Annotated in this window: 21 protein-coding genes and 1 pseudogene; 7 read left to right on the forward strand and 15 right to left on the reverse strand. The window is 64.3% G+C overall.

Features of this window, described 5'->3' with window-relative positions; all coding sequences use genetic code 11:
• Nucleotides 1-27: 27 nt before the first annotated feature.
• The 4 genes from WMO64_RS01145 to WMO64_RS01160 are packed head-to-tail and all read right to left on the reverse strand — an operon-like array spanning nt 28 to nt 1,827.
• Nucleotides 28-930, reverse strand: a complete 903-nt coding sequence (locus WMO64_RS01145; protein WP_349230732.1) for an RluA family pseudouridine synthase — start codon at nt 928-930, stop codon at nt 28-30.
• Nucleotides 931-938: 8 nt separating this feature from the next.
• A complete protein-coding gene (locus WMO64_RS01150; protein WP_349230733.1) occupies nt 939-1,406 on the reverse strand; it encodes a hypothetical protein in 468 nt (155 codons plus the stop codon).
• A 2-nt stretch (nt 1,407-1,408) separates the two neighbouring features.
• Nucleotides 1,409-1,627: a hypothetical protein gene (locus WMO64_RS01155; RefSeq protein WP_294519057.1), complete on the reverse strand. Its 219-nt coding sequence runs from the start codon at nt 1,625-1,627 to the stop codon at nt 1,409-1,411.
• Complete coding sequence (locus tag WMO64_RS01160; protein ID WP_294519054.1) at nt 1,624-1,827, reverse strand: helix-turn-helix transcriptional regulator; 204 nt, start codon at nt 1,825-1,827, stop codon at nt 1,624-1,626. The genes WMO64_RS01155 and WMO64_RS01160 overlap by 4 nt, the downstream gene beginning before the upstream one ends.
• Nucleotides 1,828-2,015: 188 nt before the next feature.
• Between WMO64_RS01160 and hemW the strand changes: the two genes are divergently transcribed.
• From hemW to rny, 3 genes are all read left to right on the forward strand, one after another.
• On the forward strand, nt 2,016-3,245 hold the full coding sequence (gene hemW / locus WMO64_RS01165) for a radical SAM family heme chaperone HemW (protein ID WP_294519052.1): 1,230 nt from the start codon (nt 2,016-2,018) through the stop codon (nt 3,243-3,245).
• Between the two features lie 119 nt (nt 3,246-3,364).
• Nucleotides 3,365-6,547, forward strand: coding sequence for a phosphodiester glycosidase family protein (locus WMO64_RS01170; protein WP_294519050.1), 3,183 nt, complete (start codon nt 3,365-3,367; stop codon nt 6,545-6,547).
• A gap of 276 nt (nt 6,548-6,823) precedes the next feature.
• The gene (gene rny / locus WMO64_RS01175; protein ID WP_294519047.1) at nt 6,824-8,380 is read left to right on the forward strand and encodes a ribonuclease Y; all 1,557 of its coding nucleotides are present in this window, start codon (nt 6,824-6,826) and stop codon (nt 8,378-8,380) included.
• A 340-nt stretch (nt 8,381-8,720) separates the two neighbouring features.
• On the opposite strand, the gene WMO64_RS01180 is transcribed toward rny, so the two are convergent.
• Nucleotides 8,721-9,587: an NYN domain-containing protein gene (locus WMO64_RS01180; protein WP_294519045.1), complete on the reverse strand. Its 867-nt coding sequence runs from the start codon at nt 9,585-9,587 to the stop codon at nt 8,721-8,723.
• Between the two features lie 176 nt (nt 9,588-9,763).
• On the opposite strand from WMO64_RS01180, the gene WMO64_RS01185 reads away from it, so the two are divergent.
• Together WMO64_RS01185 and WMO64_RS01190 are read left to right on the forward strand one after the other, a co-directional pair.
• Nucleotides 9,764-10,228, forward strand: coding sequence for an RNA polymerase sigma factor (locus WMO64_RS01185; protein ID WP_349230734.1), 465 nt, complete (start codon nt 9,764-9,766; stop codon nt 10,226-10,228).
• Between the two features lie 12 nt (nt 10,229-10,240).
• On the forward strand, nt 10,241-11,707 hold the full coding sequence (locus WMO64_RS01190; RefSeq protein WP_349230735.1) for a hypothetical protein: 1,467 nt from the start codon (nt 10,241-10,243) through the stop codon (nt 11,705-11,707).
• A 50-nt stretch (nt 11,708-11,757) separates the two neighbouring features.
• Here WMO64_RS01190 and hpf read toward each other — a convergent pair whose 3' ends face one another.
• The 8 genes and pseudogenes from hpf to WMO64_RS01225 all read right to left on the reverse strand — a co-directional run bounded on the left by hpf (nt 11,758) and on the right by WMO64_RS01225 (nt 17,006).
• Nucleotides 11,758-12,306, reverse strand: a complete 549-nt coding sequence (hpf, locus tag WMO64_RS01195; protein ID WP_349230736.1) for a ribosome hibernation-promoting factor, HPF/YfiA family — start codon at nt 12,304-12,306, stop codon at nt 11,758-11,760.
• 129 nt (nt 12,307-12,435) lie between these two features.
• Nucleotides 12,436-13,278, reverse strand: coding sequence for a fumarate hydratase (locus tag WMO64_RS01200; RefSeq protein WP_349230737.1), 843 nt, complete (start codon nt 13,276-13,278; stop codon nt 12,436-12,438).
• Between the two features lie 13 nt (nt 13,279-13,291).
• Nucleotides 13,292-14,449, reverse strand: coding sequence for an amidohydrolase (locus WMO64_RS01205; protein WP_294519030.1), 1,158 nt, complete (start codon nt 14,447-14,449; stop codon nt 13,292-13,294).
• 388 nt (nt 14,450-14,837) lie between these two features.
• Entirely contained in the window at nt 14,838-15,290 is a 453-nt protein-coding gene (locus tag WMO64_RS01210) for a S1 RNA-binding domain-containing protein (RefSeq protein ID WP_294519027.1), read from the reverse strand.
• A 44-nt stretch (nt 15,291-15,334) separates the two neighbouring features.
• Nucleotides 15,335-15,610, reverse strand: a complete 276-nt coding sequence (locus WMO64_RS01215; protein WP_006571067.1) for an FtsB family cell division protein — start codon at nt 15,608-15,610, stop codon at nt 15,335-15,337.
• A 232-nt stretch (nt 15,611-15,842) separates the two neighbouring features.
• A pseudogene (gene yabQ, locus WMO64_RS17095) lies at nt 15,843-16,103 on the reverse strand (spore cortex biosynthesis protein YabQ); the annotation flags it as partial.
• Nucleotides 16,104-16,114: 11 nt separating this feature from the next.
• A complete protein-coding gene (gene yabP, locus WMO64_RS01220) occupies nt 16,115-16,402 on the reverse strand; it encodes a sporulation protein YabP (protein ID WP_294519020.1) in 288 nt (95 codons plus the stop codon).
• A 64-nt stretch (nt 16,403-16,466) separates the two neighbouring features.
• Nucleotides 16,467-17,006, reverse strand: coding sequence for a biotin transporter BioY (locus WMO64_RS01225; protein ID WP_349230738.1), 540 nt, complete (start codon nt 17,004-17,006; stop codon nt 16,467-16,469).
• 140 nt (nt 17,007-17,146) lie between these two features.
• Between WMO64_RS01225 and WMO64_RS01230 the strand changes: the two genes are divergently transcribed.
• The gene (locus WMO64_RS01230) at nt 17,147-18,172 is read left to right on the forward strand and encodes a biotin--[acetyl-CoA-carboxylase] ligase (protein WP_294519014.1); all 1,026 of its coding nucleotides are present in this window, start codon (nt 17,147-17,149) and stop codon (nt 18,170-18,172) included.
• Between the two features lie 60 nt (nt 18,173-18,232).
• Here the strand turns inward: WMO64_RS01230 and WMO64_RS01235 are convergent, their stop codons facing one another.
• Complete coding sequence (locus WMO64_RS01235; protein WP_349230739.1) at nt 18,233-20,947, reverse strand: glycoside hydrolase family 3 protein; 2,715 nt, start codon at nt 20,945-20,947, stop codon at nt 18,233-18,235.
• Between the two features lie 243 nt (nt 20,948-21,190).
• On the opposite strand from WMO64_RS01235, the gene WMO64_RS01240 reads away from it, so the two are divergent.
• Nucleotides 21,191-21,919 carry a helix-turn-helix transcriptional regulator gene (locus tag WMO64_RS01240; protein WP_349230740.1) on the forward strand — a complete coding sequence of 243 codons (729 nt, stop codon included), beginning with the start codon at nt 21,191-21,193 and terminating at the stop codon, nt 21,917-21,919.
• 55 nt (nt 21,920-21,974) lie between these two features.
• On the opposite strand, the gene WMO64_RS01245 is transcribed toward WMO64_RS01240, so the two are convergent.
• Nucleotides 21,975-24,446, reverse strand: coding sequence for a cation-translocating P-type ATPase (locus WMO64_RS01245; protein ID WP_349230741.1), 2,472 nt, complete (start codon nt 24,444-24,446; stop codon nt 21,975-21,977).
• Between the last annotated feature and the right edge of the window lie 187 nt (nt 24,447-24,633).

The raw sequence follows: 24,633 nt of genomic DNA on the forward strand, positions 1-24,633 counted from the left end.
CATCTGCGCGTTCAAAACCCGTTTTTGTTATTCCTCCGGCACCAGAGCAGCCATATCCTGGGGGAGAGGTGCGGTAAAGGCCATGGGCCTGCCGGTGATGGGGTGGGTGAAGGCCAGCTCCGCCGCGTGGAGGGCGGGGCGGGGGATGAGGGAAGGGTCCTCGGTGCCGTAGAGAAAGTCCCCGGTGAGGGGGTGGCCCAGGTGGGCCATGTGGACCCGGATCTGGTGGGTGCGGCCCGTCTCCAGCGCCAGACGCACCAGGGAGCGGCCATTCCCGGTGCGCAGGGTCTGGTAATGGGTGACGGCACGCTGGCCGTCTGGCCGCACGGTTCGGGCCAGCACGGAGCCCTCCAACCGGCCGATGGGGGCGTCGATGACGCCGGAGAGGGGCTCCGGCGTGCCCTCGCACACCGCCAGGTACACCCGGCGGAAGTTGGGAGTGTGGAGCTGCTCCTTGAGCACCTCCTGGGCGTGGCCGTGGAGGGCCACCAGCAGCAATCCGGAGGTGCCCCGGTCCAGCCGGTGGACCGGGTGGAAGTCCGCCAAAATTCCCTGTTTTTTGTAATAATCCATCAGAAAATTACCAATTGTATCGGAATAATGGCCTGGGCCTGGGTGGACGGCCACGCCGGGGGCCTTGTTGAGCACCAGCACGTCCTGGTCCCGGTACACGATGTCCAGGGGGCCGGGAGCGGGGACGATGGCGTCGGATACCTCCGTGTCCCCCACCACCACAGACAGCACCTGCCCTGCCCGCACCCGGTCCCCAACCATGGCCCGGACACCGTCCAGCAGGATGCCGTCCTCCAGCCACTTCACCCGCCGGATGACCGTCCCCGACAGGGCCAGGGGTCCCCGGAGCAGTTCGTCCACCTTCCAGCCGGTCTGCTCAGGGGTTACGGTGAGGTTGAGCCGCCGGGGGGAATCCATACCGCCGCTCACAGCTTGTGGTTGTAGTAGGCCACGGAGGAGAGGAACACCACGAAAAACACCGCGGCGGTGGCGATAAGGGTGAGGAACACGGCGAAGTTCACTGCAATGGACACCATCATGGCCACGTAAATGAGTATGATGAGCACCAGCGCGGTGAGGGAGACAGCCCGGCGGGTCACCTCGTGGCCCCGCTCATCGGTCTCCTTGATCTCGGAGGCCCGCAGCTTCTTGGGGTCCTTCATGGTGCGGCGGGTACCGATAAGCCCCGCCACGCCGCAGACGGCGATGCCGGTGCCGAAGCCGCCGTAGAAGCCCATGGCCATGTCGGGCAGGGGCGCTTCCATGTAGGCCAGAATAAAGCCCGCGCAGGCGGCGGCCAGGCCCAGGACGATGCACAGCCCAAAGAGCCAGCACCGGCGGCGGAGCACCTCCAGATAGTCGCCGTGGCCGGCGGAAAAGAGACGAAGGATCATGGTCAAAACCTCCTTAAAATGTTGGCTTTCCAGACGCGGAGCGGGCGGGCCAGGGGGGAGAACAGGAAGAGCCCCACAAGGCCCAGGGCTGCCCCCGCGCCGCACAGAAAGGCACAGGCTCCGCCGGGCAGCAGGGACAGGCGTCCGGCGGCGGTTCCGGCGCAGAACAGCAGGACGCCAAACCGGAACAGAGGGGGCAGGGGATGTCTGGGCCGGTTCATGTCTCATCCTCCTCAAACAGAAACAGCTCTTCAATGGTCAGGTGGAAATATCGGGCCAGCTTGTGGGCCAGCAGCAGGGAGGCGTTGTACCGCCCGTTCTCCAGGGAGATGATGGTCTGCCGGGTGACCCCCACGGCCTCGGCCAGCTCCTCCTGGGTGACGCGGCCTTCCTTCCTTAGCTGGGCGATGCGGTTCTTCAAGGCATACAGTCCTCCTTGTGAAAAAGTAAAGCTTGCTTTACGATAAAAGTATAGCATACTTTACATGGAAGTCAAGGGGAAATGGAAAAAATTCCGTTGTCCGGAAAATTCACATTTCCGGCCTTGAGTGAGGGGGGCAGAGAGGGTATAATACCTAATTTAGAAACCAAGGAACGAGGTGCCCCTCTATGACGGAAAAGCTGGGTATTTACATCCATATCCCCTTCTGCCGCAGCAAGTGCGACTACTGCGACTTCTACTCCCTGGCGGGGAAGGAGGACCGGATGGACGACTACCAGAAGGCCCTGCTGGCCCACATCAAGGAGACGGCGCCCTTTGCCAAGGGATATCAGGTGGACACCATCTATTTCGGCGGCGGCACCCCCAGCTTCTACGGGGAGAAGCGGATCGCCGAGCTGGTGCGGGCGGTGAAGAAGCGGTTTGACGTGAGCCGGGAGGCCGAGGTGACCATGGAGGCCAACCCGGACAGCGTGGACGCAAAGATGCTGCGGCGCCTCCGCCGGGCCGGGGTGAACCGGATCTCCCTGGGGGCCCAGACCGCCTGCGACCAGGAGCTGCGGGCCATTCACCGGCCCCACACCTTTGAGCAGACCTGCCAGGCGGTGGCCGCCGTCCGGGAGGCCAAGATCAAAAACCTGTCCCTGGACCTGATCTACGGCCTGCCCGGCCAGGACATGGCCTCCTGGCAGGAGAGCGTGGAGCAGATTCTGGCCCTGAAGCCGGAGCACCTGTCCTGCTACGGGCTGAAGGTGGAGGAGGGCACCCCCCTCTGGCAGCGGGTGTCCCGGGGCGAGGTGCTGCCCGACGACGATACCCAGGCGGACATGTACCTGTGGATGGTGGACCGGCTGGAACAGGCGGGATACCGGCAGTATGAGATCTCCAACTTCGCCCAGTGCGGCTACCAGTCCCGGCACAACCTGAAGTACTGGATGGGCAAGCCCTACCTGGGCCTGGGCCCCGGCGCCCACTCCGACTTCGGCGGCCGGCGCTACTCCTTTATCAAGGACCTGGACGGCTACATCTCCGGCGTGCTGGAGGGGGGCGCGGTCATCGACGAGTCCGAGCTCATCCCCAAGCGGGAGCGGGGCGGCGAATACCTGATGCTCCGCATGCGCACCACCCGGGGCATTGAGGAGTGGGAGTACCGCAGGCAGTATTACATGAACTTCGAGCCCATCGAGCAGAAGCTGGCCGAGTTTGAGCACCACGGCTGGGCCGCACGGCAGGATACCCGCTGGCATTTCACCCCCCAGGGCTTTCTCATCTCCAACCAGCTCATCGGCGAGCTTCTGGAGGTCCAGGAGAAGGCGGCGCTCTCCGAGCTGCTGCCCAAGGCCAGGGCGGCCTTCGGGAAGAAAAAGCCGGGGGACGAGGGGAAAAAGCCGGAGAACTGACGAAAGAATTCTGGTATTACCAGGAGATAGCCTGTTTACAATAGAGAAAGATTATGTTAACATAATGGGACATAAGTCCAACCAATGCAGCGCGTAACCACGCATGACAGGAGGAGAGCATGAAGCCAATTTTCAGACGCACCATTGCCCTGGCGCTGGCCGCCGCCCTGGGACTTGCCCCGGCGGCGTGGGCCTCCGAGGCGCTGGGACACGACATACAGACCGGGACGGTGAACCTGTCCGCAGGCACTGAGCTGACGCACCAGATCTTCTGGAGCGATACATACTCGGATCTGCGGACCGAGCGGTATTTCACCTACACGCCCAACAAGAACGTGACCCCCGTGGTGGCCTACGGCGACAAGGTCACCAGCCGGGAGACCCTCACCACCATGGCCCAGCGGCTGGAGGGCGAGGGCAAGCGGCTGGTGGGCGGCATCAACGGCGACCTGTACGTGATGGCCACCGGCGAGCCCCTGGGCACGGTCATCACCGACGGCGTGCTCCGCTCCGTGCCCGGCACCAACAACCAGGGCTACTACGCCATCGGCTTCCGCAGCGACGGCACCGCCTTCATCGGCAAGCCCGACCTGACGGTGACCGCCACCTTCCACAACACCACCTTCCAGGTGACCGGCGGCATCAACAAGGTCCGGCTCAGCGACGGCATGGTCCTCTTTACCGACGACTTCGGCGCCACCACCCAGAACACCCAGCCCGGCGTGGATGTGATCCTGACCCCGGTGCTGGACGACGTGGGGGAGAGCGTCAACGTGGACCTGGACGTGTCCAAGCAGAGCCAGGAGGCGGCGGAGGACAGCACTTCCGCCTCCAGCGGTGAGGACATCACCGGCTCCGAGGACCTGACCGGCGGGTCCCACACCGGCAACGAGGCAGACCCGGCCAAGGAGGTCAAGGGCACCCTGACCCAGAGCAGCGAGTTCATGATCGGCAGCCGTGTGACCTACAGGGTGGAGCAGGTGCTGGAGTCCACCGGCTCCATCGCCATCCCTGAGGGCAAGGTGGTCCTGTCCATCAACAACCAGGCCAATTCCTACTGGCTGTCCAACGTGAAGAGCCTCAAGGCGGGCGACCTGATCGACATCGACGTGACCACCACCGACAACATCTGGCAGGAGGCCGACCAGGCCATGGGCGGACTGTACAAGCTGGTCACCGCCGGCAAGGTGGAGAGCGGCCTGCCCTCCGGCCAGACGGCCTACACCGCCGTGGGCGTGAAGTCCGACGGCACCGTGATCTTCTACACCATTGACGGCAAGCAGCCCGGGTACAGCGTGGGCGCCAGCCTGACCCAGGTGGCCATGCGCCTGGTGGAGCTGGGCTGTGTGGACGCCATCAGCCTGGACGGCGGCGGCTCCACCACCATCGGCGCCACCGCCCCCAACGGGGACAAGCTGGGGGTGCTCAACAAGCCCTCCGACGGCAGCCAGCGGGCCAACAGCGTGGCCCTCTTCCTGGCCACCGACCTGAAGCCCACCGGAGAGCTGGGCAGCTTCTATGTGACCCCCAGCGAGGCGCTGGTTCTCTCGGGGGCCCAGGTGCAGCTCACCGCCACCCCTGTGGACACCTCCTACTATGCTATGAGCACCTCCGTGCCCGTCACCTGGTCCATCCGCAACGGGGACGGCTCGGTGGACACCAACGGCCTCTTCACCGCCGGCAGTGAGAGCGGCACCACCCAGGTCACCGCCGCCAGCGGCACGGCCAGCGGGTACACCACCATGACCGTGGTGAAGAAGCCGGACAAGATTACCATCTCCAGTGAGGCCAGCGGCGCGGCCGTCACCTCGGTCAACCTGGAGCCGGGCGGCACCCTTGACCTGAAGGCCAGCGCCGTCTACCGCACCCTGGCCCTCACCGCCCAGGACACCTGCTTCACCTGGACCCTGGACCCGGCGGTGGGCACGGTGGACGCCAACGGCGTCATCACCGCCGGCGACAAGACCGCCAGCGGCAGCCTGACCGTGTCGGCGGGGGGCACCACCGTGACCATCCCGGTCACCGTGGCGGGCCATGTGAAGATCCTGGAGACCTTTGAAAAGAGCATTGCCTCCGTGGGCGGCACGGCGGCGGTCCAGCTCAGTCAGGAGACCGCCTCCGACTACGTCCACAGCGGCAGCGCCAGCCTTCGGGTGGCCTACGACGCCAAGACCGCCGGCACCGCCAGCCTGACCACCACCCTGACCATCGCCGAGGGGGAGAAGCGGCTCAACCTGTGGATCTACGGCGACGGCTCGGGCAACAGCCTCACCGCCACCATCGCCGACCTCCAGGGCGCCACCAGCGAGGTGGCCCTCACCAGCCTGAACTTCACCGGCTGGAAGTACGTCTCGGCTCAGCTGCCCGCCAACGCCGCCGCCATCCGGTCCATCAACTTCATCTACGGCGGCGGGGAGAGCACCGGCGGCACGGTGTACCTGGACCAGCTCACCACCTCCAACGAGGCCATCCAGGACACCACCAGCCCCACTGTGTCGGTGAACCTGTCCGGCGGCATTACCGCCGTGGTGTCCGACGACGTGGACAAGCAGTTCGACAAGAGCCAGATCACCCTGACCTATGACGGCAAGACCATGGACTTCACCTGGAATGCCGCCAACTCCACCCTGACGGCCACCCTGCCCGCTGCCGACAACGGCCTCCACCGCGTGACGGTCACTGTGTCCGACGCGTCGGGCAACCTGGGCCGGGGCAGCGCCACCCAGAGCGCCGCGGGGACCGCCACCTCCGCCTTCACCGACACCCAGGGCCACTGGGCCGCCAGCTACGCCGATTACCTCTACCAGCGGGGCATCACCACCGGCGTGCCCAATGAGGCCGACGGCACCCTCCAGTTCCAGCCCGACCGGACCATCACCAGAGGGGAGTTCTTCGCCATGGTGGCCCGCTGGCTGGGGGTGGACATGAGCCAGTACAGCGATGTGACGCTGCCCTTTGTGGACGCGGCCCAGATCCCCGACTGGGCCCTGGCCGGGGTCAAGACCATGTACGCCCTGGGGTATCTGAAGGGGAGCAGCGACGGCGCGGGCAACCTGAGCGCCAACGCCGCCGCCACCATCAGCCGGGCCGAGGCCATGACCATTCTGGGCCGGGTCCAGGCCCAGGGGTACGCCCAGGCCGAGCTCACCTTTGACGACGCCGCCAGCGTGCCCGACTGGTCCCTGGCCTACGTCAAGACCCTGGTGGCCCAGGGGGTCATCAGCGGCTATGAGAACAAGATCATGCCCTCCGACCCGCTCCGCCGGGGCGAAGTGGCCAAGATGCTCTTTACCATGACCTGATCGCTCGGCAGCGGCCTATAGAGAATATGGGACCCCACGGCAGGAGGCAAAAACAGCCTCCTGCCGTGTTTTTCTGCCCCTTTCGCTTTTTGTCGGGCACGAATTATCTTGACAGGAATGGGCGGTGGCACTAAAATAGACTAGGTATAGTTTTGAAAAGCAGCAGGGGGCGCTTTTCAATTTTTGTGCGGAATGGACAAGTAATTCCAGCTCCGCCGATGCCATGAAACAACTGACTTTATAAAATCAAGAAAGTAGGAGGTGTGTTCAGCCCTTATGGAACCCATTTGGATGTTAATTGTGGGGATTATCGTCGCGCTGCTGGTCGGCGTGCTGATAGGATTCGCTCTTGGCGTCAAGTGGCGCAAGCAGGTCGCCGAAAAGGAGATCTCCAGCGCCGAGGAAGAGGCCAAGCGGATCATTAACGAGTCCATCAAGAGCGCCGAGAGCAAGAAGCGGGAGGCGCTGGTAGAGGCCAAGGAGGAGATCCTCAAGGCCCGCAACGACTTTGAACGGGATCAGAAAGAGCGCCGGGCCGACCTGCAGAAGCAGGAGCGCAGGCTCCAGCAGAAGGAAGAGACCCTGGACCGCAAGACCGAGAACATCGAGAAGAAGGAAGAGACACTCCAGACCAAGCTCACCGAGCTGGAAGCAGCCCGGGAAGAGGTTGCCACCGTCAAGAAGACCCAGATGGAGGTCCTGGAGCGGCTGTCCGGCTTTACCGCCGAGGAGGCCAAGGCCTACCTGATCAATCAGCTGGAGGCCGAGGTCACCCACGAGTCCGCCATGAAGATCCGGGAGATCGAGGCCCAGTTCAAGGAGGAGGCCGACGCCAAGGCCAAGGAGATCCTGTCCCTTGCCATCCAACGCTGCGCAGCCGACCACGTGGCCGAGGCCACCGTGTCGGTTGTTCCCCTGCCCAATGACGAGATGAAGGGCCGCATTATCGGCCGCGAGGGCCGCAACATCCGCACGCTGGAGACCATGACCGGCGTGGATCTGATCATCGACGATACCCCCGAGGCCATTACCGTCTCCTGCTTTGACCCCGTCCGCCGCGAGATCGCCCGCATCGCCCTGGAGAAGCTGATCCAGGACGGTCGTATTCACCCCTCCCGCATCGAGGAGATGGTGGAGAAGGCCAAGCGGGAGGTGGACGCCACCATCAAGGCCGAGGGCGAGCGGGCCGTGTTTGAGACCAACGTCCACGGCCTCCACCCCGAGCTGGTCAAGCTGCTGGGCCGCATGAAGTACCGCACCAGCTACGGCCAGAACGTGCTCAACCACTCCATCGAGGTCTCCCACCTGGCGGGCCTGCTGGCCGCCGAGATCGGCGCCGACGTGACCCTGGCCAAGCGGGCAGGCCTGCTCCACGACCTGGGCAAGTCCATCGACCACGAGGTGGAGGGCTCCCACGTCCAGATCGGCGTGGAGCTGGCCCGGAAGTACAAGGAGAACGAGGACGTGGTCCACGCCATCGAGGCCCACCACAACGACGTGGAGCCCCGCACCATCGTGGCCTGCCTGGTGCAGGCGGCCGACGCTGTGTCCGCCGCCCGTCCCGGCGCCCGGCGCGAGAACCTGGAGAACTATATCAAGCGCCTGGAGAAGCTGGAGGAGCTCACCTCCTCCTTCCCCGGCGTGGAGAAGTCCTTTGCCATCCAGGCTGGCCGGGAGGTCCGCATCATGGTGGCCCCCGACAAGGTCAGCGAGGACCAGATGGTGCTCCTGGCCCGGGACATTGCCAAGAAGATCGAGGAAGAGCTGGAGTACCCCGGCCAGATCAAGGTGAACATGATCCGGGAGACCAAGGTCGTGGAGTACGCCAAGTAAATCCCACCGGAACAAGACAAACGAGGAGCGCGGCGGCTGCCGCGCTCCTTTCGGCTTGGCGGCCTTGCCGCCAAGCCTCTCAAAAATGCAGGCATTTTTGAGAGGGGATACAGCCCGCCGCAGCGCACGCGCGGAGCGCGTACGTTTGCGGGCTGTGCAGTGTTTTTTCCGAGGCGCATGTCCCCGGAAAAAACGGTTTGAATTTTATTTCGCCGCCTGGGGCGGCGAAACTCTGCCGAGGGCTGTTCCTTTCTGCGTGAGGCCGGTTTTCAATAGAGAACGAGGAGCGCGGCGGCTGCCGCGCTCCTCGTTTTTCTAGTCAGAAAAATACAAGATGTGATTACTTTCGCTGTTTATCCCGAAGGTATACATGTTTGGTGGGATCGTCGGCGCTGGTCTGGCGGGAGACGACCTCAAACCGGCCCAGGGCCTTTACCAGCTGGGTCAGCTTGGAGTAGCCGTAGTTCCGGGGGTCAAAGTCGGGCTGCTTCTTGAGCAGCAGGTTGCCCAGCTTGCCCATGAAGCCGTAGCCGTCCTCGTCGGCAATGCTCTCCAGGGAGTCGGCGATGAGGTCCACCACCGCCCGGGGCACACCGGCAATCTCCTCCGGCTCCGGCGGCTCCTGCTGGGCCGGAGCGGATTTCTTCTTGGCCGCCTTTTTGGCCGGTTTTTTGGCCGCAGGGGCCTGGCTCTCCTTCTCCGGCTCCGGGGAGGGCTCCGGGTCCGGCGCAGAGGCCGCCAGCGCCTCCTGCCTGGCCTTTTCCCCGGCGGCCCGGATGACCTCGATGTAGATGAACTTGTCGCAGGCCACGATAAAGGGCAGGGGGGTCTTTTTCTCCCCCATGCCGTACACCTTCATGCCCGCCTCCCGCAGCCGGGTGGCCAGGCGGGTGAAGTCGCTGTCGCTGGACACCAACACGAACCCATCGCACCGGCCTGAGTAGAGCAGGTCCATGGCGTCGATGATCATGGCCGAGTCGGTGGCGTTCTTGCCGGTGGTGTAGCTGTACTGCTGGATGGGCGTGATGGCGTGCTCCAGCAGCAGGGGCTTCCAGGAGGCCATGTTGGGCGTGGTCCAGTCGCCGTAGATGCGCTTGACCGTGGGCGTGCCGTACACCGCCGCCTCGGCCATGATGTCCCGCAGGGCGGTGCGGGGGGCATTGTCCGCGTCGATGAGCACGGCCAGCCGCAGATCCTGATTGTCCATGTACGATAATCTCCTCATATCAGTGTAAAAACCCGGAAACCGGGGTACGTCAGAACTTACAGCTCCAGTATAGCACAAAGCCGCCGGGGGCGGAACAGAATTCCGGCGGAAAAAGCTGGCGGCGGCGCAGCGTTTGGCCGTTCCAAAGCGTATAAAGGGTGAAAGGGGGGACGGGAATGGACCCCAACCGGTTGGAAGAGACAGTAAGGAAGTACGAGAACACCCTGTACCGGGCGGCCCTGGCCATCCTGGGGGACGCCCACGAGGCCCAGGACGCGGTACAGGACGCATTTGTCAGGTATCTGGAGAAGGCACCGGAGTTTGACAGCCCGGAGCACGAGAAGGCGTGGCTCATCCGGGTGACGGTGAACGGCTGCAAGAGCCGGCTCCGCTCTCCCTGGCACAGGCGGCGCACAGCCCTCAGTGAGGGCCTGCCCGCCCCGGAGCCGGAGGAGAAGGCCGTGCTGGAGGCGGTGCTGGCCCTGCCCCCCAGGGACAGGGCGGCGGTCCACCTCTACTACTACGAGGGGTACAGCACGCCGGAGATCGCCGCCATGACCGGCCAGAGCGAGGGCACCGTCCGGTCCCGGCTCTCCCGGGCGCGGCAGAAGCTCAAGGCCCTTCTGGCGGATGCCCAGTGAAAGGAGTACAGCATGGAACACTACCGTTCTTATATGGACCGGGTGAAGGTGAGCCCGGAGGAGCACCGGGCCCTGATGGATGCCCTGGAGGGGAGGCGGACGCCCGTCCGGTGGAACACACCTGCCCGATGGCTGGCCGCGGCAGCCTGCGCCGCCCTGGTGTGCCTGGCGGCCCTGGGTGTCTGGCGGGCCTACCGCCTGCCCGGCGGGGACACCGGCCCCAGCCAGACGCTGGAGGAGGGCCCCCACGTTCAGAGCACCGCCGGGCCGGAGGCCACTGCCCCCGACCCGGAGAGCACGGCCCCCATCACGGCGGACCGGGACAGCGAATATGTCCTCTCGCCGGAGGACCCCTTTGACGGCCAGCCCCACAGCAGCTTTAACATCCAGGGGGTGGAGTACGGAGATGCTCCTGAGATCTGCGCCTCCATCGCCTATCCGGACGGCTGGTTTGAGGAGCAGCTGACCCGGGCGCAGATGGTGGAGCTGCTCGCCGGCCCCGGGGCGGAGGACGCCCCCTGGTCCCTGTACTGGGTGGGGTACGACATCACCGGAAAGGCCGTCTACGACGGGGAGGGGAACCTGTGGCAGCTTTGGCTCAACGGCGTCAGCCGGAGCAACGAGCACAACGGCTTCACCCTCACGGTCCGGCCGGGGGATTACCCCCTGACCGATATGATTGCCCCCAATCAGACCTCCACCGATCTCAACGGCGTCACAGTCTACGGCAGCAAGAGCGGCCGGTACGGCTGGGACGACAGCGGGGAGATGGGCTATATCTACGAGATCACCATGATGTCGGGAGACGCGGGGCTGAACTTTGAGGCCCGGCAGCTGGAGGAGGAGGACGCAGCCCTGATGTGTACCCAGGCGGCCAATACATTTGCCGGGACAAAGCTGTACCTGGACAGCCTGCTGGTCTATGACGGCGAGATCCCCGACTGGGGCAGCCAGGTGCTCACCTGGGAGGAGGCCATGGCCGACGAGAAATTCGGCGCTTATGTCCCCACGGATGTGCCCGACGGCTTCACCTTTGATGGGGCCTGGCGGGAGTGGGGCCAGAACCGGGATTACCTGACCCTCAACTGGTCGGGGTATTACACCAATCTCTCCATCGACATTCGGGACGCGGATACCTGGGTGGACTTCGCCCTCATCGACCCGGCGGACCGGGAGAAGTACGACGTGAGCCTGTACACTATCCCTTACGGCGAATCGGTGCCCGAGGAATACTGGCAGGAGTTCGACAACCCGGTGTTCGCCGTTGAGGACGTGACGCCCGAGGTGGTCGCCGCCCGGATGCGCTACGTGGACGACGACAGCGGCGACGTGGACAGCTGGCGCGGAAACTTCTCGGTCTACTACGAGAGCGAAAATGTGCTGGTGCAGTACAACCTGGACGGCGTCACCCCCCAGGAGGCCTATGACCTGATTCTGAAGCAATACGATACCGCCAGCATCGCACCGCAGAAACCATAATAAAAAGAGGCGGCCGCCCGGAAGGGCGGCCGCCTCGCTGTATGCTGTTGTTACGGCTCGTCCACGATGAGGCCGTACCCGCCGTCGTTGCGCTTGTACACCACGGCGAAGGAACTGTCGGCGTCGGCGTCCCGGAAGGCGAAGAAGGTGTGGTCCACCAAGTTCATCTGGAGAATGGCCTCCTCCACGGTCATGGGCCGGATGGGGAACTTCTTGGTGCGGACGATGCGGAACTCCTCCTCCTCGTCGGTGTCGGGGACAAAGGAGGAGACCTCATCCTCGTCCACAGAGCGGACGAAGGCGTCCTGGCGCAGGCGCTTCTCCAGGCGGGCCTTATTCTTACGCAGCTGGCGCTCCACAGAGGCCACGGCGGCGTCGATGGTGGCGAACATATCGGAGGTGCTCTCCGAGACGCGGATGATGGTACCGGCGGAGCGAATGGTCAGCTCTACGTTGTTGCGGTCCTTTTCGACACTGAAGACGATGGCGGCCTCCGCGTCCGCCTTAAAATAACGGTCCAGCTTGCCCACCTTCTTCTCGGCATAGGCATGCACCTTGCGGGGCAGGTTGACCTTCTTGTCTGTGAACACGAACTTCATAGTTGTCAGCTCCTTCCGCCCTTTGGGGAGGGCACTCGTTGGAAGCGGAGTGGCCCGGCTTCCTTGTCTTAATTATACCACACTACGAAGAAAAAGCTACAACAATTTGTGAACAACGGAGAGAAATGCTCAAAGTGTTACGCTGGCGTGGCGGGTGACGTGGCAGCCCAGGTTGACGCAGCAGGGCAGGCCGGCGATGTGGGTGGGGGCGGGCAGGATGGCCACCGACAGTGCGGTGGTGCGGCCCCCCAGGCCCTGGGGGCCGATGCCCAGGGCGTTGATGCGCTCCAGGGCCTCCGCCTCCATCTCCGCGTAGAAGGGGTCGGCGCTGAGCTGGTCCACAGGGCGGAGCAGGGCCCGCTTGGCCAGCAGGGCCGCCCGGTCCGACGTGCCGCCCAGGCCTACGCCCACCACTACCGGCGGGCAGGGGTTGGACCCGGCCAGGGACACCGACTCCACGATAAAGTCCAGAATCTCCTGCCGCCCGGCGGCGGGGGTGAACATCTTCAGCTTGGTCATGTTCTCGCTGCCGAAGCCCTTGGGGGCCACGGTGATGGTGAGCTGGTCGCCTTCGGTGAGGCGCAGGTACTGGACGGCGGGGGTGTTGTCCCCGGTGTTCTCCCGGCGGAGGGGGTCCCGCACCACCGAGCACCGGAGGGCGCCCTCCAGATAGCCCCGGCGGACGCCCTCATTCACCGCGTCCTCCAACAATCCGCCGGTGATGTGGGCCTCCTGGCCCAGCTCCAGAAAGACCACCGCCATGCCGGTGTCCTGGCAGATGGGCAGGCCCCGCTGGGCGGCGAAGGTGAAGTTCTCCTCCAGATCCCCCAGGATAGCCCGGCCCACCGGGGACTCCTCGGTCTCCCCGGCGGCCCGGATGGCCCCGCACAGGTCGTCGGGCAGCACGGTGTTGGCCCTGATGCAGGCATCCCGCACGGCAGTCACAATGTCGTCAAACCGGATCTCACGCATGGCAGCCACCTCCTCAATTCACCCGGACGCCGCCGATGTACACCTGCTCCACCTTGCTCTTCCAGTCCAGGGGGTGGCCGGTGGAGAGGACGATGTCGGCGTCCTTGCCGGGGGTGAGAGAGCCCACCCGGCCGTCGATGCCGGCGATGACCGCCGGGTTGATGGTGATGGCGGCCAGGGCGTCCTCCTCGTCCATGCCGGCCCGCACCGCCATGGCGGCGCAGATGGGCAGGTACTGGACCGGGATGACCGGGTGGTCGGTGCAGATGGCCACCTTCACCCCGGCCTTGGCCAGGATGACCGGATTCTCCTGATTCTGGCCGCCCAGCTCCGGCTTGCTCCGGTCGGTGAGGCAGGGGCCGGTGATGACGGGAATCCCCTCCTGGGCCAGCAGGTCGGAGATGAGATAGGCCTCGGTGCCGTGGACCACCACCAGCTGCAGGCCGAACTCCTTGGCCAGGCGCACGGCGGTGGCCACGTCGTCCGCCCGGTGGGCGTGGCAGTGGACGGGCAGGGTGCCCTTCAGCACGGGCACCAGGGCCTCCAGCTTGGCGTCAAAGTCGGGCATGTCCGCCTCCGGGTCCTCATCGGCCTTGTTCTGCTTGTCCATGTACTCCAGGGCCTTGGACAGGTTCTCCCGGATGATGGCCGCGGTGGCCATCCGGGTGACGGGGGTCTCCTTCCGCTCGTTGTACACGTTCTTGGGGTTCTCGCCCAGGGCGAACTTCATGGCCACCGGGGCGGCCACGATCATCTGGTCCACCCAGCGGCCGTTGGTCTTGAGGGCGGCGAACTGGCCGGCAATGGGGTTGGCGCTGCCCGGGCCGGTGAGCACGCAGGTGACGCCGCCGGCGCGGGCGTCGGCAAAGCAGCGGTCCAGGGCGTTGACCGCGTCGATGGCCCGCAGGTGGGGGGTGCAGGGGTCGGTGGACTCGTTGCCGTCGTCCGACTCAAAGCCCAGGGCGTCGCCGAACATGCCCAGATGGCAGTGGGCGTCCACCAGGCCGGGGTAGACGTGGCGGCCAGCCGCGTCCACCACCGGGCCGTCGATTCCCTCCGGCAGGGCGGACATGGGCCCCACGGCCACGATCTTGTCCCCCTCCACGTGGACAAAGCCGTTCTCAATGATGGGACCGTCCATGGTGTGCAGAATTCCGTTGGTGATCAGCAAAGAAATCCCGTCCTTTCGACAAAAGTAGTGTTTGACAAATATAGGAAAAAGAGTTATATTATGCTTGCAGCTCATCCAATATGCAATCCACCTCAATTCCAGCAAGGGAACTCATTCCATTCTCCCGCGCACCTTGGACGCCCGGAAACGGGCGTTCTTTTTTTGCTATGCAAAAGCATAGCAAAAACCGGTCATGTGCCGCTTCCAGCGGCACGGCCATAAAATCACAGCGCATGGGCCGGGACGGCCCATATGCGCATAAACTTCATGCGCCACAGGCATTTACCTGTTTTCGTGGTATGCGCTTGGCGCATGAAGTTTTGCGCCGGAGCGAAAAAAGCAGCCTGCCGAACCACCGGGTTCGACAGGCTGCGCGGATGCTGAGCGCTTATTTCCGGCCGCCGCGGCGGTTGCTGCTCCGCTTCTCCGTGTAGTGGAGCTCGGAGAGCTTGCTGTCCGAGGCCTGCATAAACTGCTTGAGCTTGTCCTCAAAGCTGGCGGGCTCGCGGGGGGCCGCAGGGCCCCGGCCGAAGCCGCCGGACCGCCCGCCGCCGGCGGGACGGGAACCGCCCATGGGCCGGCCCTGGCCGGCGGGGCGGGGAGGAGGATCCATCGCCTTCTTAATGGAGAGGTTGATGCGGCCGTTCTCGTCAATGCCGATGACCTTGACCTTGACCTCCTGACCCTCTTTTAAGTAGTCCTTGACGTCATTCACATAGGAATAGGCGATCTCGGAAATGTGCACGAGGCCGGATTTGCCCTCGGGCAGCGACACGAACGCACCGAACTTCGTAAGACCTGTAACCTTACCCTCCAGGATAGAACCAACACCAAACTCCATACTGACCGATATATCCTCCTTAAAAATTCACCCGGCAGGATGCGCTACTCGGTGATCCGCAGGATCTTTTCGCCGGGGAGCACAAGGCCCAAAGAGTCCCGCGCGATATCCTGCTGCCGCTTGGGGTCATCGCTGTTTTCCACGGCGTCGGACAGGTCGGCGTTGACCTGGGTCTGGGCGTCCACCTGGGCGGTGAGCGCGGCCTTCTGGGCCTGGGCGTCCTCCAGCCGGCTCCGCAGATCCAGCAGGGCGATGGACAGGCCGATGAGGAGCGCCAGTACGACGATCTTGGTGAGCAGTCCCGCGCGTTTGACCTTCATAACCGGCTCCTCCTTCTCCGCGCGCCGCCCGCCTGCGGGCAGCTTGCGCCATCTCTTCGGGTATTTGCTTTATTTTATACCATCTCCGCTTATAATGAAAGTGATTTTTCGCAAGTTTTTTAATTTTTTTACTCAGGGTCCTCAGCAGTGTCACCGGCAGAAGGACAAAACGCCACAGCATGCCCGCCAGGTCGGCCAGCAGATAGCCCAGCTTCAGGGCCCAGCGGCTGAGCAGGAGGAAGTACCCAACCGCGCCCAGGAAGATGGCGCCGATGTGGAAGAGGCGGACCCGTCCGTCCCCCACGGCAGTGGTGAACACGAAGAGGGAGACGGTCACCGCCAGCCAGAACAGCAGGTCCAGCGCGCCCCCCAGCAGGGGCAGGCGCACCCGGACCCGGAGCACCCGGAACAGGTCGTACAGCACCCCCACCAGGGCCCCCAGCACCAGGGCGGCGGCAAGGGAGAAGGCCTGCCCGGCCACCGAGATCTCCATGGCCCGCCCCCTCAGCGAAACAGCCGGGAGAACAGCCCGCCCTTGTCCCGGCCGCTGTCCTCGTAGGTGAGGGAGTCGATCTCCCCCTCCACCTTCAGGTCCCCGCCGTCCAGGCTCAGCTTCTCAATGTGCAGGTCTCCGCCCCGGACGATCAGCGTCCCCTTGGTGGTGTACATGACGATCTGGGTCTCGTCAAAGCTCTCCACCTCCTCCACGCCGGAGACCGAGAGCTGCTCCCGGCCCTCCAGGATCAGGTGGTGGGGCGCGTCGGTACGGATGGATTTTTCCTCATAGGGCATGGTACGTCCCTCCCTTTCAATCTCTGTACCATCTATATGGGAGGGAGGGACGGGATATGCCCGGTCAGGCCCGCTGCCTGGACAGGGCCGGAGCCAGCCGCCGGGCGAGGGCAAAGGCCAGGGCCAGCTTGATAAGGTCGGGTACAATGAAGGGGAACACGCACCAGCCCAGCACCGTCAGCATGTCCGCCGACGCGCCGCCGGCGGAGTAGAGGTACAGGAACCACACCGAGCCGAACAGGTAGCACACCGCCAGCCCCACCACGGCGGAGCCCAGGTAGACCAGGGGTCCCTTGCCCAGCAGGGCCTCGGCGGCCCACATCACCAGGGCGATGAGCAGGAAGCCCAGCAGATAGCCGCCAGTGGTGCTCGCCAGGGCGCCGATGCCGCCGGTAAAGTGGGAGAACACGGGCAGCCCCACCGCCCCCAGCAGCAGATACACCCCCACCGCCAGGGAGCCCAGCTTGCCCCCCAGCAGCCCCACCGCCAGGAACACCCCCATGGTCTGGAGGGTGAAGGGCACTGTAGTGGGGATGGAGATCCAGGCGCAGACCGCCAGCAGGGCGGCCATGACCCCGGTGAGGACCAGATTTCTCGTCTTCATAGCAGACTCCTCTCACCCGGCGCAGGGCCGGGACAGTTGTAAACTTCTGAAATAGAATAGTTTACAATTGCAGAATTGTCAACTAAAATTTGAAAACAGATTACAATCATGGTTGACGGCAGCGGTGCCCGGGGGATACAATGGAACACAAAACAGAGAAAGGGGAGAGAGACGTGCTGCGGGATCAGGTGCTGGCGCTGCTGAAACAGGGGGAGGGCCCCCTGTCCGGGGAGGCCATGAGCAAGGAGCTGGGGGTGTCCCGGGCGGCGGTGTGGAAGGCGGTGGAGGCCCTCCGGCAGGAGGGATATGTGATCTCCTCCGCCACCAACCGGGGCTACCGGCTGGAGGAGTCTCCCGACCTGCTCACCGCCGGAGAGCTGGCCGGGGCGCTGGGCGGCTGTCTGGTGGGCCGGGAGCTCCTGTGCCTGCCCACCGTGGACTCCACCAACAGCGAGGTGAAACGGCAGGCCCTGGCGGGCAGGCCCGAGGGCCTGGCGGTGCTCTCCGAGGAGCAGACCGGCGGCCGTGGCCGCCGGGGGCGGCAGTTCGAGTCCCCGGCGGGAAAGGGCCTGTACTGCTCCGTGCTGCTGCGGCCTGAGTGCACCCTGGACGAGCTGATGTGGCTCACGGCCTGGACGGCAGTGGCGGTGTGCGACGCGGTGGAGGCGGTGTGCGGCCTCCGGCCCGGCATCAAGTGGACCAACGACCTGGTGCTGGAGGGGCGGAAGCTGTGCGGCATCCTCACCGAACTGGGCATGGAGGGGGAGAGCGCCCGCCTCCAGTACGCGGCGGTGGGCATCGGCATCAACGTGAGCCAGCAGGCGGCCGACTTCGGCCCGGTGGCCGCGCCGGTGGCCATCTCCCTGGCCCAGGCCCTGGGCCGGGCGCCCCGCCGCGCCGACCTGGCCGTTGCCCTGCTGCGGGCTCTGGACCGCATGTACCGGGACTTTCCCGCCCGGCGGGACAGCTGGTACGAGCGCTACCGCAGGGACTGCCTCACCCTGGGAAAACCGGTGCGGGTGTTCCGGGGCAACGAGACCTTTACCGGCGTGGCCGAGGACCTGGCCGACGACTTCTCCCTCATTGTCCGTCGGGAGGACGGCGCCCGGGAGACCGTCAACGCCGGGGACGTGTCGGTCCGGGGACTGTTCGGGTATACGGAATAAGAGATAAAAAAGCGCGGCCCCATATATGGGGCCGCGCTTTTGCATGGATTCGGAGCGGAATTACTCCACCGCCCAGGTCTGGCAGACGGCGTAGAGGATGTTCTTGCTGGCGCGGAACAGGTTCCGGGTCATGCCGATCTGGGTGTCGGGGTTCTTGGCGGCGTCCAGAAGCTGCCCGGCGTGGGAGTCGAAGGGAGCCCAAGCGCCTACGGCGTCCAGAGACAGGTCGCCGCCGGCGTAGGACATGGCGATGGTGTCCATGTAGGGGTAGACGTGGGCGTCGGTGATGACCAGGCCCTCAAAGCCCCACTCATCCCGGAGCAGGTCGGTGAGCAGGGTGGAGTTGGCGCCCGCCCACTCAGTGCCGATGTAGTTGAAGGAGGACATGACGCCCAGGGAGCCGCCCTCCTTGATGGCCATCTCAAAGGGCTTCAGGTAGATCTCCCGCATGGCCTGCTCGTTGCACCAGGAGAAGAGCTGGTTGCGGTCGTTGGACTCGCGCTCATTGAGGGCGAAGTGCTTGACAAAGGAGATGACGCCCTTGTCGGTGGCGCCCCGGACCACGTTGGAGGCGATGGTGCCGGCCAGGAGGCTGTCCTCGGAGTAGTACTCAAAGTTGCGGCCATTGAAGGCAGTGCGGTGGGTATCCATAGCGGGGGCGTACCAGCCGGCATAGCCGTTGACCTGGGCCTCGCTGCCCGCGCTGGTGCCCATCATGTAGGCGATGTCCTCGTTCCAGGAGGAGGCGGTGACCACCGGGCAGGGGTAGGTGATGCCTGCGGCGTCGGTGCCCATGATGGCGCCGGAGTAGGTAGAGGCGCCCACGCAGACGGAGCCGTCGGGGGTGCGGGTGAAGGGCACGCCCAGCCGCTCCAGGCCCTCAATGTGCCAGGCGCCGTTGCCGGAGAGTAGGGCCATCTCGTCCAGGGTCAGCTGGGAGACGAACTCGTCCCACTTGGGGTCGTCCTTGGCCACGCCCTTCATGTCGGAGAGCATGATGGGGGTGTCCAGGGTCACGCCAACGGCGGGCAGGTCGGCCTCGGTCAGGCCCAGCTCCGCGTCGGTGGGGATGGAGCAGCCGTTGATGGCGTCCAGAACGGCCTGGGAAGCGGTAAAGTCCTCCTCCTTGGGGCCGGTGAAGGCGCGGCTGTCCTGGTTCCACTCACGGGTCAGGAAGTCGTCGGGACCCATGGCGTCGTCAAACAGGTTGGTGACGGACACCAGATCACAGGAGCGCTTGCCGTCGTTGGCATCGTTGTAGATGATGTCGTCGGCCAGGCTCCAGGTCTCCTGGTCCACCACGTCGTGGGAGTTGTTCCGCAGGGAGATGATGTAGTCGCCGGCCTCCAGGGTCCAGGCCTTGTTGGTGGTATAGTCGTAGGAGGCCATGTCCTCCACGTTGAACTCGATGGAGTAGTATTCGGTGGCGCCGGGCTCGATCAGGTTGGTCTTCTTGAAGGCCACCAGATTCACCGTGGACTTCTCAATGGCGCCGGTGTAGGGGGGATTGTAGTAGATCTCCAGCACGTCCTTGCCGGCCACGTCGCCGGTGTTGGTGACCTCCACCCGGACGGTGATCACGCCGCTGTCCTCGTTGATGGCCATGATGTCCTTGTCAAAGGTGGTGTAGGACAGGCCGGAGCCGAAGGGGAACATGACCTCGCTGTCGTAGTCATAGCTCTCGTCGGTGTCGTTGCGGGTCTCAAAGTACTTGTAGCCCACGTAGATGCCCTCGCTGTACTGAGTGAAATAGCCGGCGTCATCGGGGGCGTTGGTGTAGTGGTAGCTGTTGGCGTTCCAGGTGCCGTCGGACTCCAGCTGGAGGTAGTTGTTGGCGGCGGGAGTGGCCAGGTTGTCCACGAGCCAGGTGTCGGCCAGGCGGCCGGAGGGGTTCACCTCGCCGCTGAGGATGCGCACCAGGGAGTGGATGCCCGCCTCACCGGGGTAGCCGATCCACAGCACGCTCTTGATCTGGGGATAATCCCGCAGGAAGTCCAGCTCCATGGCGTTGGCGGTGTTGAGCACCAGGATGACCTTGTCGAACTTGGAGCACACCGCGTCCACCATGGAGGCCTCGTCCTCGGAGAGCTGGAGCAGGGAGGGAGTGAAGTCAAAGACCTCGCTGCCGCCCCGGCCGACGAAGATCATGGCCACGTCGGAGTAGTCGTAGGCGTGGTCCAGGATGGAGCGGCCGTCGTCATAGAGGGAGGTGTCGGTGAGGATCTCGCCGGGCACGTCGGGGACAGTGATGTTGCTGGGCTCGGTAATGAACTCGGAGGCGCTGCTGTTGCCGGGGGCCTCAGTGGGAGCAATGGAGGCCTTGCCGGTCTTGTAGTAGTTGTAGTAGAGGTTGAGCAGGTCGGGGTTGAGCTCATAGTTGCCCTCGGCCATGGCGTCCTCCAGACGGACGCACTTGTCAACCACGGAGGCGGCGGAGCCGCCGGCGTTGTACACCAGCTGCACGGCCCGCATGCCGAACACGTTGACCTTGGTCTTGCTCTCGGCGGAGGTAGCCAGGGGCATCAGGTCCTCGTTGTTCTGCATGAGGACAAAGCCCTCGTCGGCAATGGTCCGGGAGGTGTCGCTGGCGGAGGTGTAGGACATCTGCTGCTCAGGGGTGTCCGCCTTGAACTTGGACAGGAACCAGTAGCCGGAATTGGTGATGACAAAGGCGTAGACCAGAACGGCCGCCAGCAGCACCACCACGGCAATGGCCACACCGATGCCGATTTTGGCGCCTTTGCTCAGGGGCTTTTTTGCTTTCGATTGCTCCATTTTCATTTCTCCTTCCTTTTTCCTGCGCTGTGTTCGCGCACGCTGCAGAAAAAATCATACCGGTGAGAATAAAAAATGGATACATGATTTCTACGGTTAATATACGAAATCTACTTTACATTCTAAAATGTCCATATATAATAAAAATAGAAAGAAAAAATTGTTGAAAATGGAGGGGACAATATAGAAATAATGGAAACAGAGGAGAAAAGATACACCACACCGCCGGAGGTGGAAGCTGTCATGGACCGGCTCATGGCCCAGCGGCGGGAGAGCCTGGAGTTCCACGAAAACTACAAAGACGAGACCTTACAGTTTCTCTATGTCAAGGGGGGAGAGCCGGAAAAGCTGGCCCAGCTCTTCCTCAGGCACCACTATGGGCGCAGTTCCGCAATGGGCCTGATGGCCCAGAACGATCTGGACCAGTGGCGCTGTGCCTTTATCGTGGCAGTGACCTTGTACACCCGCTTTGCCATCGAGGGCGGGCTGGACCAGGAGGTTGCCTACAGCCTCTCCGACGCCTATCTCTATGTGGTCCACCGGATGGATGACCCGGAGGCGGTGTACAACATGTTCCATCAGGCCGGGCTGGACTTTGCCGCCCGGGTGCGGGAGAATCGGCTGTCCTATGTGCCGGCGGTGCGGGAGTGCCGGGACTACATCTCCAAGCACCTGCACTTCAAAATTTCCGTGGCCGAGCTGGCGGCGCACTGTGGTCTGTCCCCCAACTACCTCTCCACCCTCTTTCACCGCCAGATGGGCATGACGCTGAAAGAGTACATCCTGGAGGAGAAGCTGCGGGCCGCCCGGTATCTGCTGCTGACCACCGATATTACCGTGGTGGAGGCGGCGGTACAGTTTGCGTTCCCATCCCACAGCAGCTTCGCCCGGGATTTTCAGAAGAAATACGGCCTTCCGCCCGCCAAATACCGCTGCCAGCAGCACAGCACAGCCTGGGATGCCATGTACTGACAGAAAAAAGCTCCGGAACGAGAAGCCGTTCCGGAGCTGAATTTTTACAGTTGATTTACCCGTCCTCGGGCAGCACCTTGAGCCGGCTGCGGGCCCGCAGCCGGGCCACAAAGGCCCTGTGCACCAGACTGCACAGCTCCATCGCCTTGAGCACGGCCTTCTGGCAGGGCACGGCCAGCAGCAGAAGCACGCAGAACACCAGCCCGGTCTGGAGGGTCAGGGGCTCCAGGGAGAAGAGGGAGCCGAACCACCCCACACACACCACCATGGAAATGGTCATGGCCCCCCACAGCACCTTCCGCTTCCAGTCGAAGGGGCGGCACACGTAGAAGAGGACGATCAGACCGTTGAAGGCCATGAGCATGGCGGACACGGTGGACAGGGACTGGGTGGAGAAGGAGAAGGCGTAGGCAAAGGCCTCTGCCCCCAGCACCAGAAACAGGTTGGTCAGGCCGCCGGGGCAGGCCTGCTTGAGCACGTTGGGCAGGAACCGGCCCTTGACGATGGCCCGGTTGGGCTCCAGGGCCAGGAAGAAGGAGGGGGCGCCGATGGTGAGGGCGGAGATGAGGGAGAGCTGGAGGGGCACAAAGGGGTAGGGCATGGCGGTGGCGAAGATGGTGATGAGGGACAGGAGGAAGGAGAAGATATTCTTCACCAGGAACAGGGAGGCGGCCCGCTGGATGTTGTTGATGACCCGGCGGCCCTCCAGCACCACCTGGGGCATGGAGGCGAAGTTGGAGTCCAGCAGCACCAGATGGGCGGCCTGGCAGGCGGCGTCCGACCCCGAGGCCATGGCGATGCCGCAGTCCGCGTCCTTCAGGGCCAGCACGTCGTTGACGCCGTCCCCCGTCATGGCCACCGTGTGGCCCGCCTTTTTCAGGGCCTGGACGAACTTCCGCTTCTGGCTGGGGGTCACCCGGCCGAACACGGTGTACTGCTCCACCGCCCGGGCGATGTCGGCGTCCGACTTGAGGGTGGCGGCGTCCACATACTGCTCCGCCCCCTGGATGCCCGCCTGGAGGGCCACCTGGGACACGGTGACCGGGTTGTCCCCCGAGATGACCTTGACCGCCACGCCCTGCTGGGCGAAGTACCGGAAGGTGTCGGGGGCCTCGGGGCGGATCTTGTTGGCGATGCGGATGAGGGTCATGGGGGAGAGCGTCCCGGTGAGCCTGCCGCCGGTGATGGGGCCCTCATGCCTGGCCAGCAGGAGCACCCGCTCCCCCTTGGCCGAGTACTCCTCCACCGTCTCCTGCAGGTCGGCGTACCGCTGGCCCATGACGAATTCCGGCGCGCCCACCACGTAGGTGCCGTGGCCCACAAAGGTGACGGCGCTCCACTTGGTGGCCGAGGTGAAGGGGATCACTTTGTCCGCCTTCCACACCGATTTGCCGGAAAACCGGGCCTTGAGGGCCTTGGCGGTGTCGTTGTCGGCGTCGGTGGAGGCGTAGAAGGCGTTGAGGGTGGCCTCCACCGTCCGGACGGGAAAGAGCTCCTCATCCAGGGGCACCAGGCCGGCCACCGCCATGCCAGGCTCGGTGATGGTGCCCGTCTTGTCCACGCAGAGCACGTCCACCCGGGCCAGAGTCTCGATGGAGCTCATGTCGTGGACCAGGGTGCGCTTCCGGGCCAGCCGGAGCACGGACACCGCCAGGGCCACGCTGGTGAGCAGGTAGAGCCCCTCGGGGATCATACCGATCAGGGCGGCCACCGTGGAGGTCATGGCGTGGCGGATGCCGGTCTCCAGGAAAACGTACTGCTTGACAAACAGGGCCACCCCCATGGGGATGAGGGCGATGCCGATGACCCGGATGAGCTTGTCCAGGGAGCGCATCATCTCGGACTGGCGGGGGGCGTGGCCCTTTTTGGCCTCCAGGGTGAGGCGGGCGGCGTAGGACTCGGCGCCCACCCGGGTGAGCACCGCCCGGCCGCTGCCCGCCACCACAAAGCTGCCCGACAGCAGCTCGTCCCCCGCCGCTTTGGGGATGGCGTCCGGCTCGCCGGTGATGAGGGCCTCGTTGACCTGGAGATTGCCCGAGACCATCACCGCGTCCGCCGGGATCTGGCTGCCCGCCGAGAAAACCACAATGTCGTCCCGCACCAGCTTGGCCACCGGCAGAGTGACCGCCCTGCCGTCCCGCACCGCCGTGGCCTTGGGTGCGGAGAGCAGGGTCAGCTTGTCGATGGTGTGCTTGGACCGGATCTCCTGGACGATGCCGATGAGGGTGTTGGCAATGGCGATCACCAGAAAGAGCATGTCCCGGAAATCGCCCACCACCGCCAGGCACACCGCCAGCACCACGAAGATCAGGTTGAAGAAGGTGAGCACATTGTCCCGGATGATCTGCTTCTCTGTCTTGGTGGGGGCCTCCACCGGGGTGTTGGCATACCCCGCCGCGGCCCGCTCCGCCGCCTGGGCGGAGGTGAGCCCCTGCTCCGGGTCGGTATGGGCGGGGGAGATGGGCCGCCTGCTCTGTGGGGGCGGGGCCTGGACGGCGGCGCCCCCGGTGTGCTGCTGTCTGTTCATTCCTCAAACGCCTCACAGCTGCCTCCGGCCTCCGGGCCGGAGCGCAGAATGGTAATCTGGTGCAATGGGAATATAATATGGAATATATTCTAACCGGGAAGACAGGGGAAATCCAGTAAGATTTTTTTAACGTTTTATAAAAAAGCGCACAATGCCTTTTTACGCACCCGGGGATAGGCAGTTCAGG

The organism is Pseudoflavonifractor intestinihominis (assembly GCF_040096055.1).
In the GTDB taxonomy this organism is placed as follows: Bacteria; Bacillota; Clostridia; order Oscillospirales; family Oscillospiraceae; genus Pseudoflavonifractor; species Pseudoflavonifractor intestinihominis.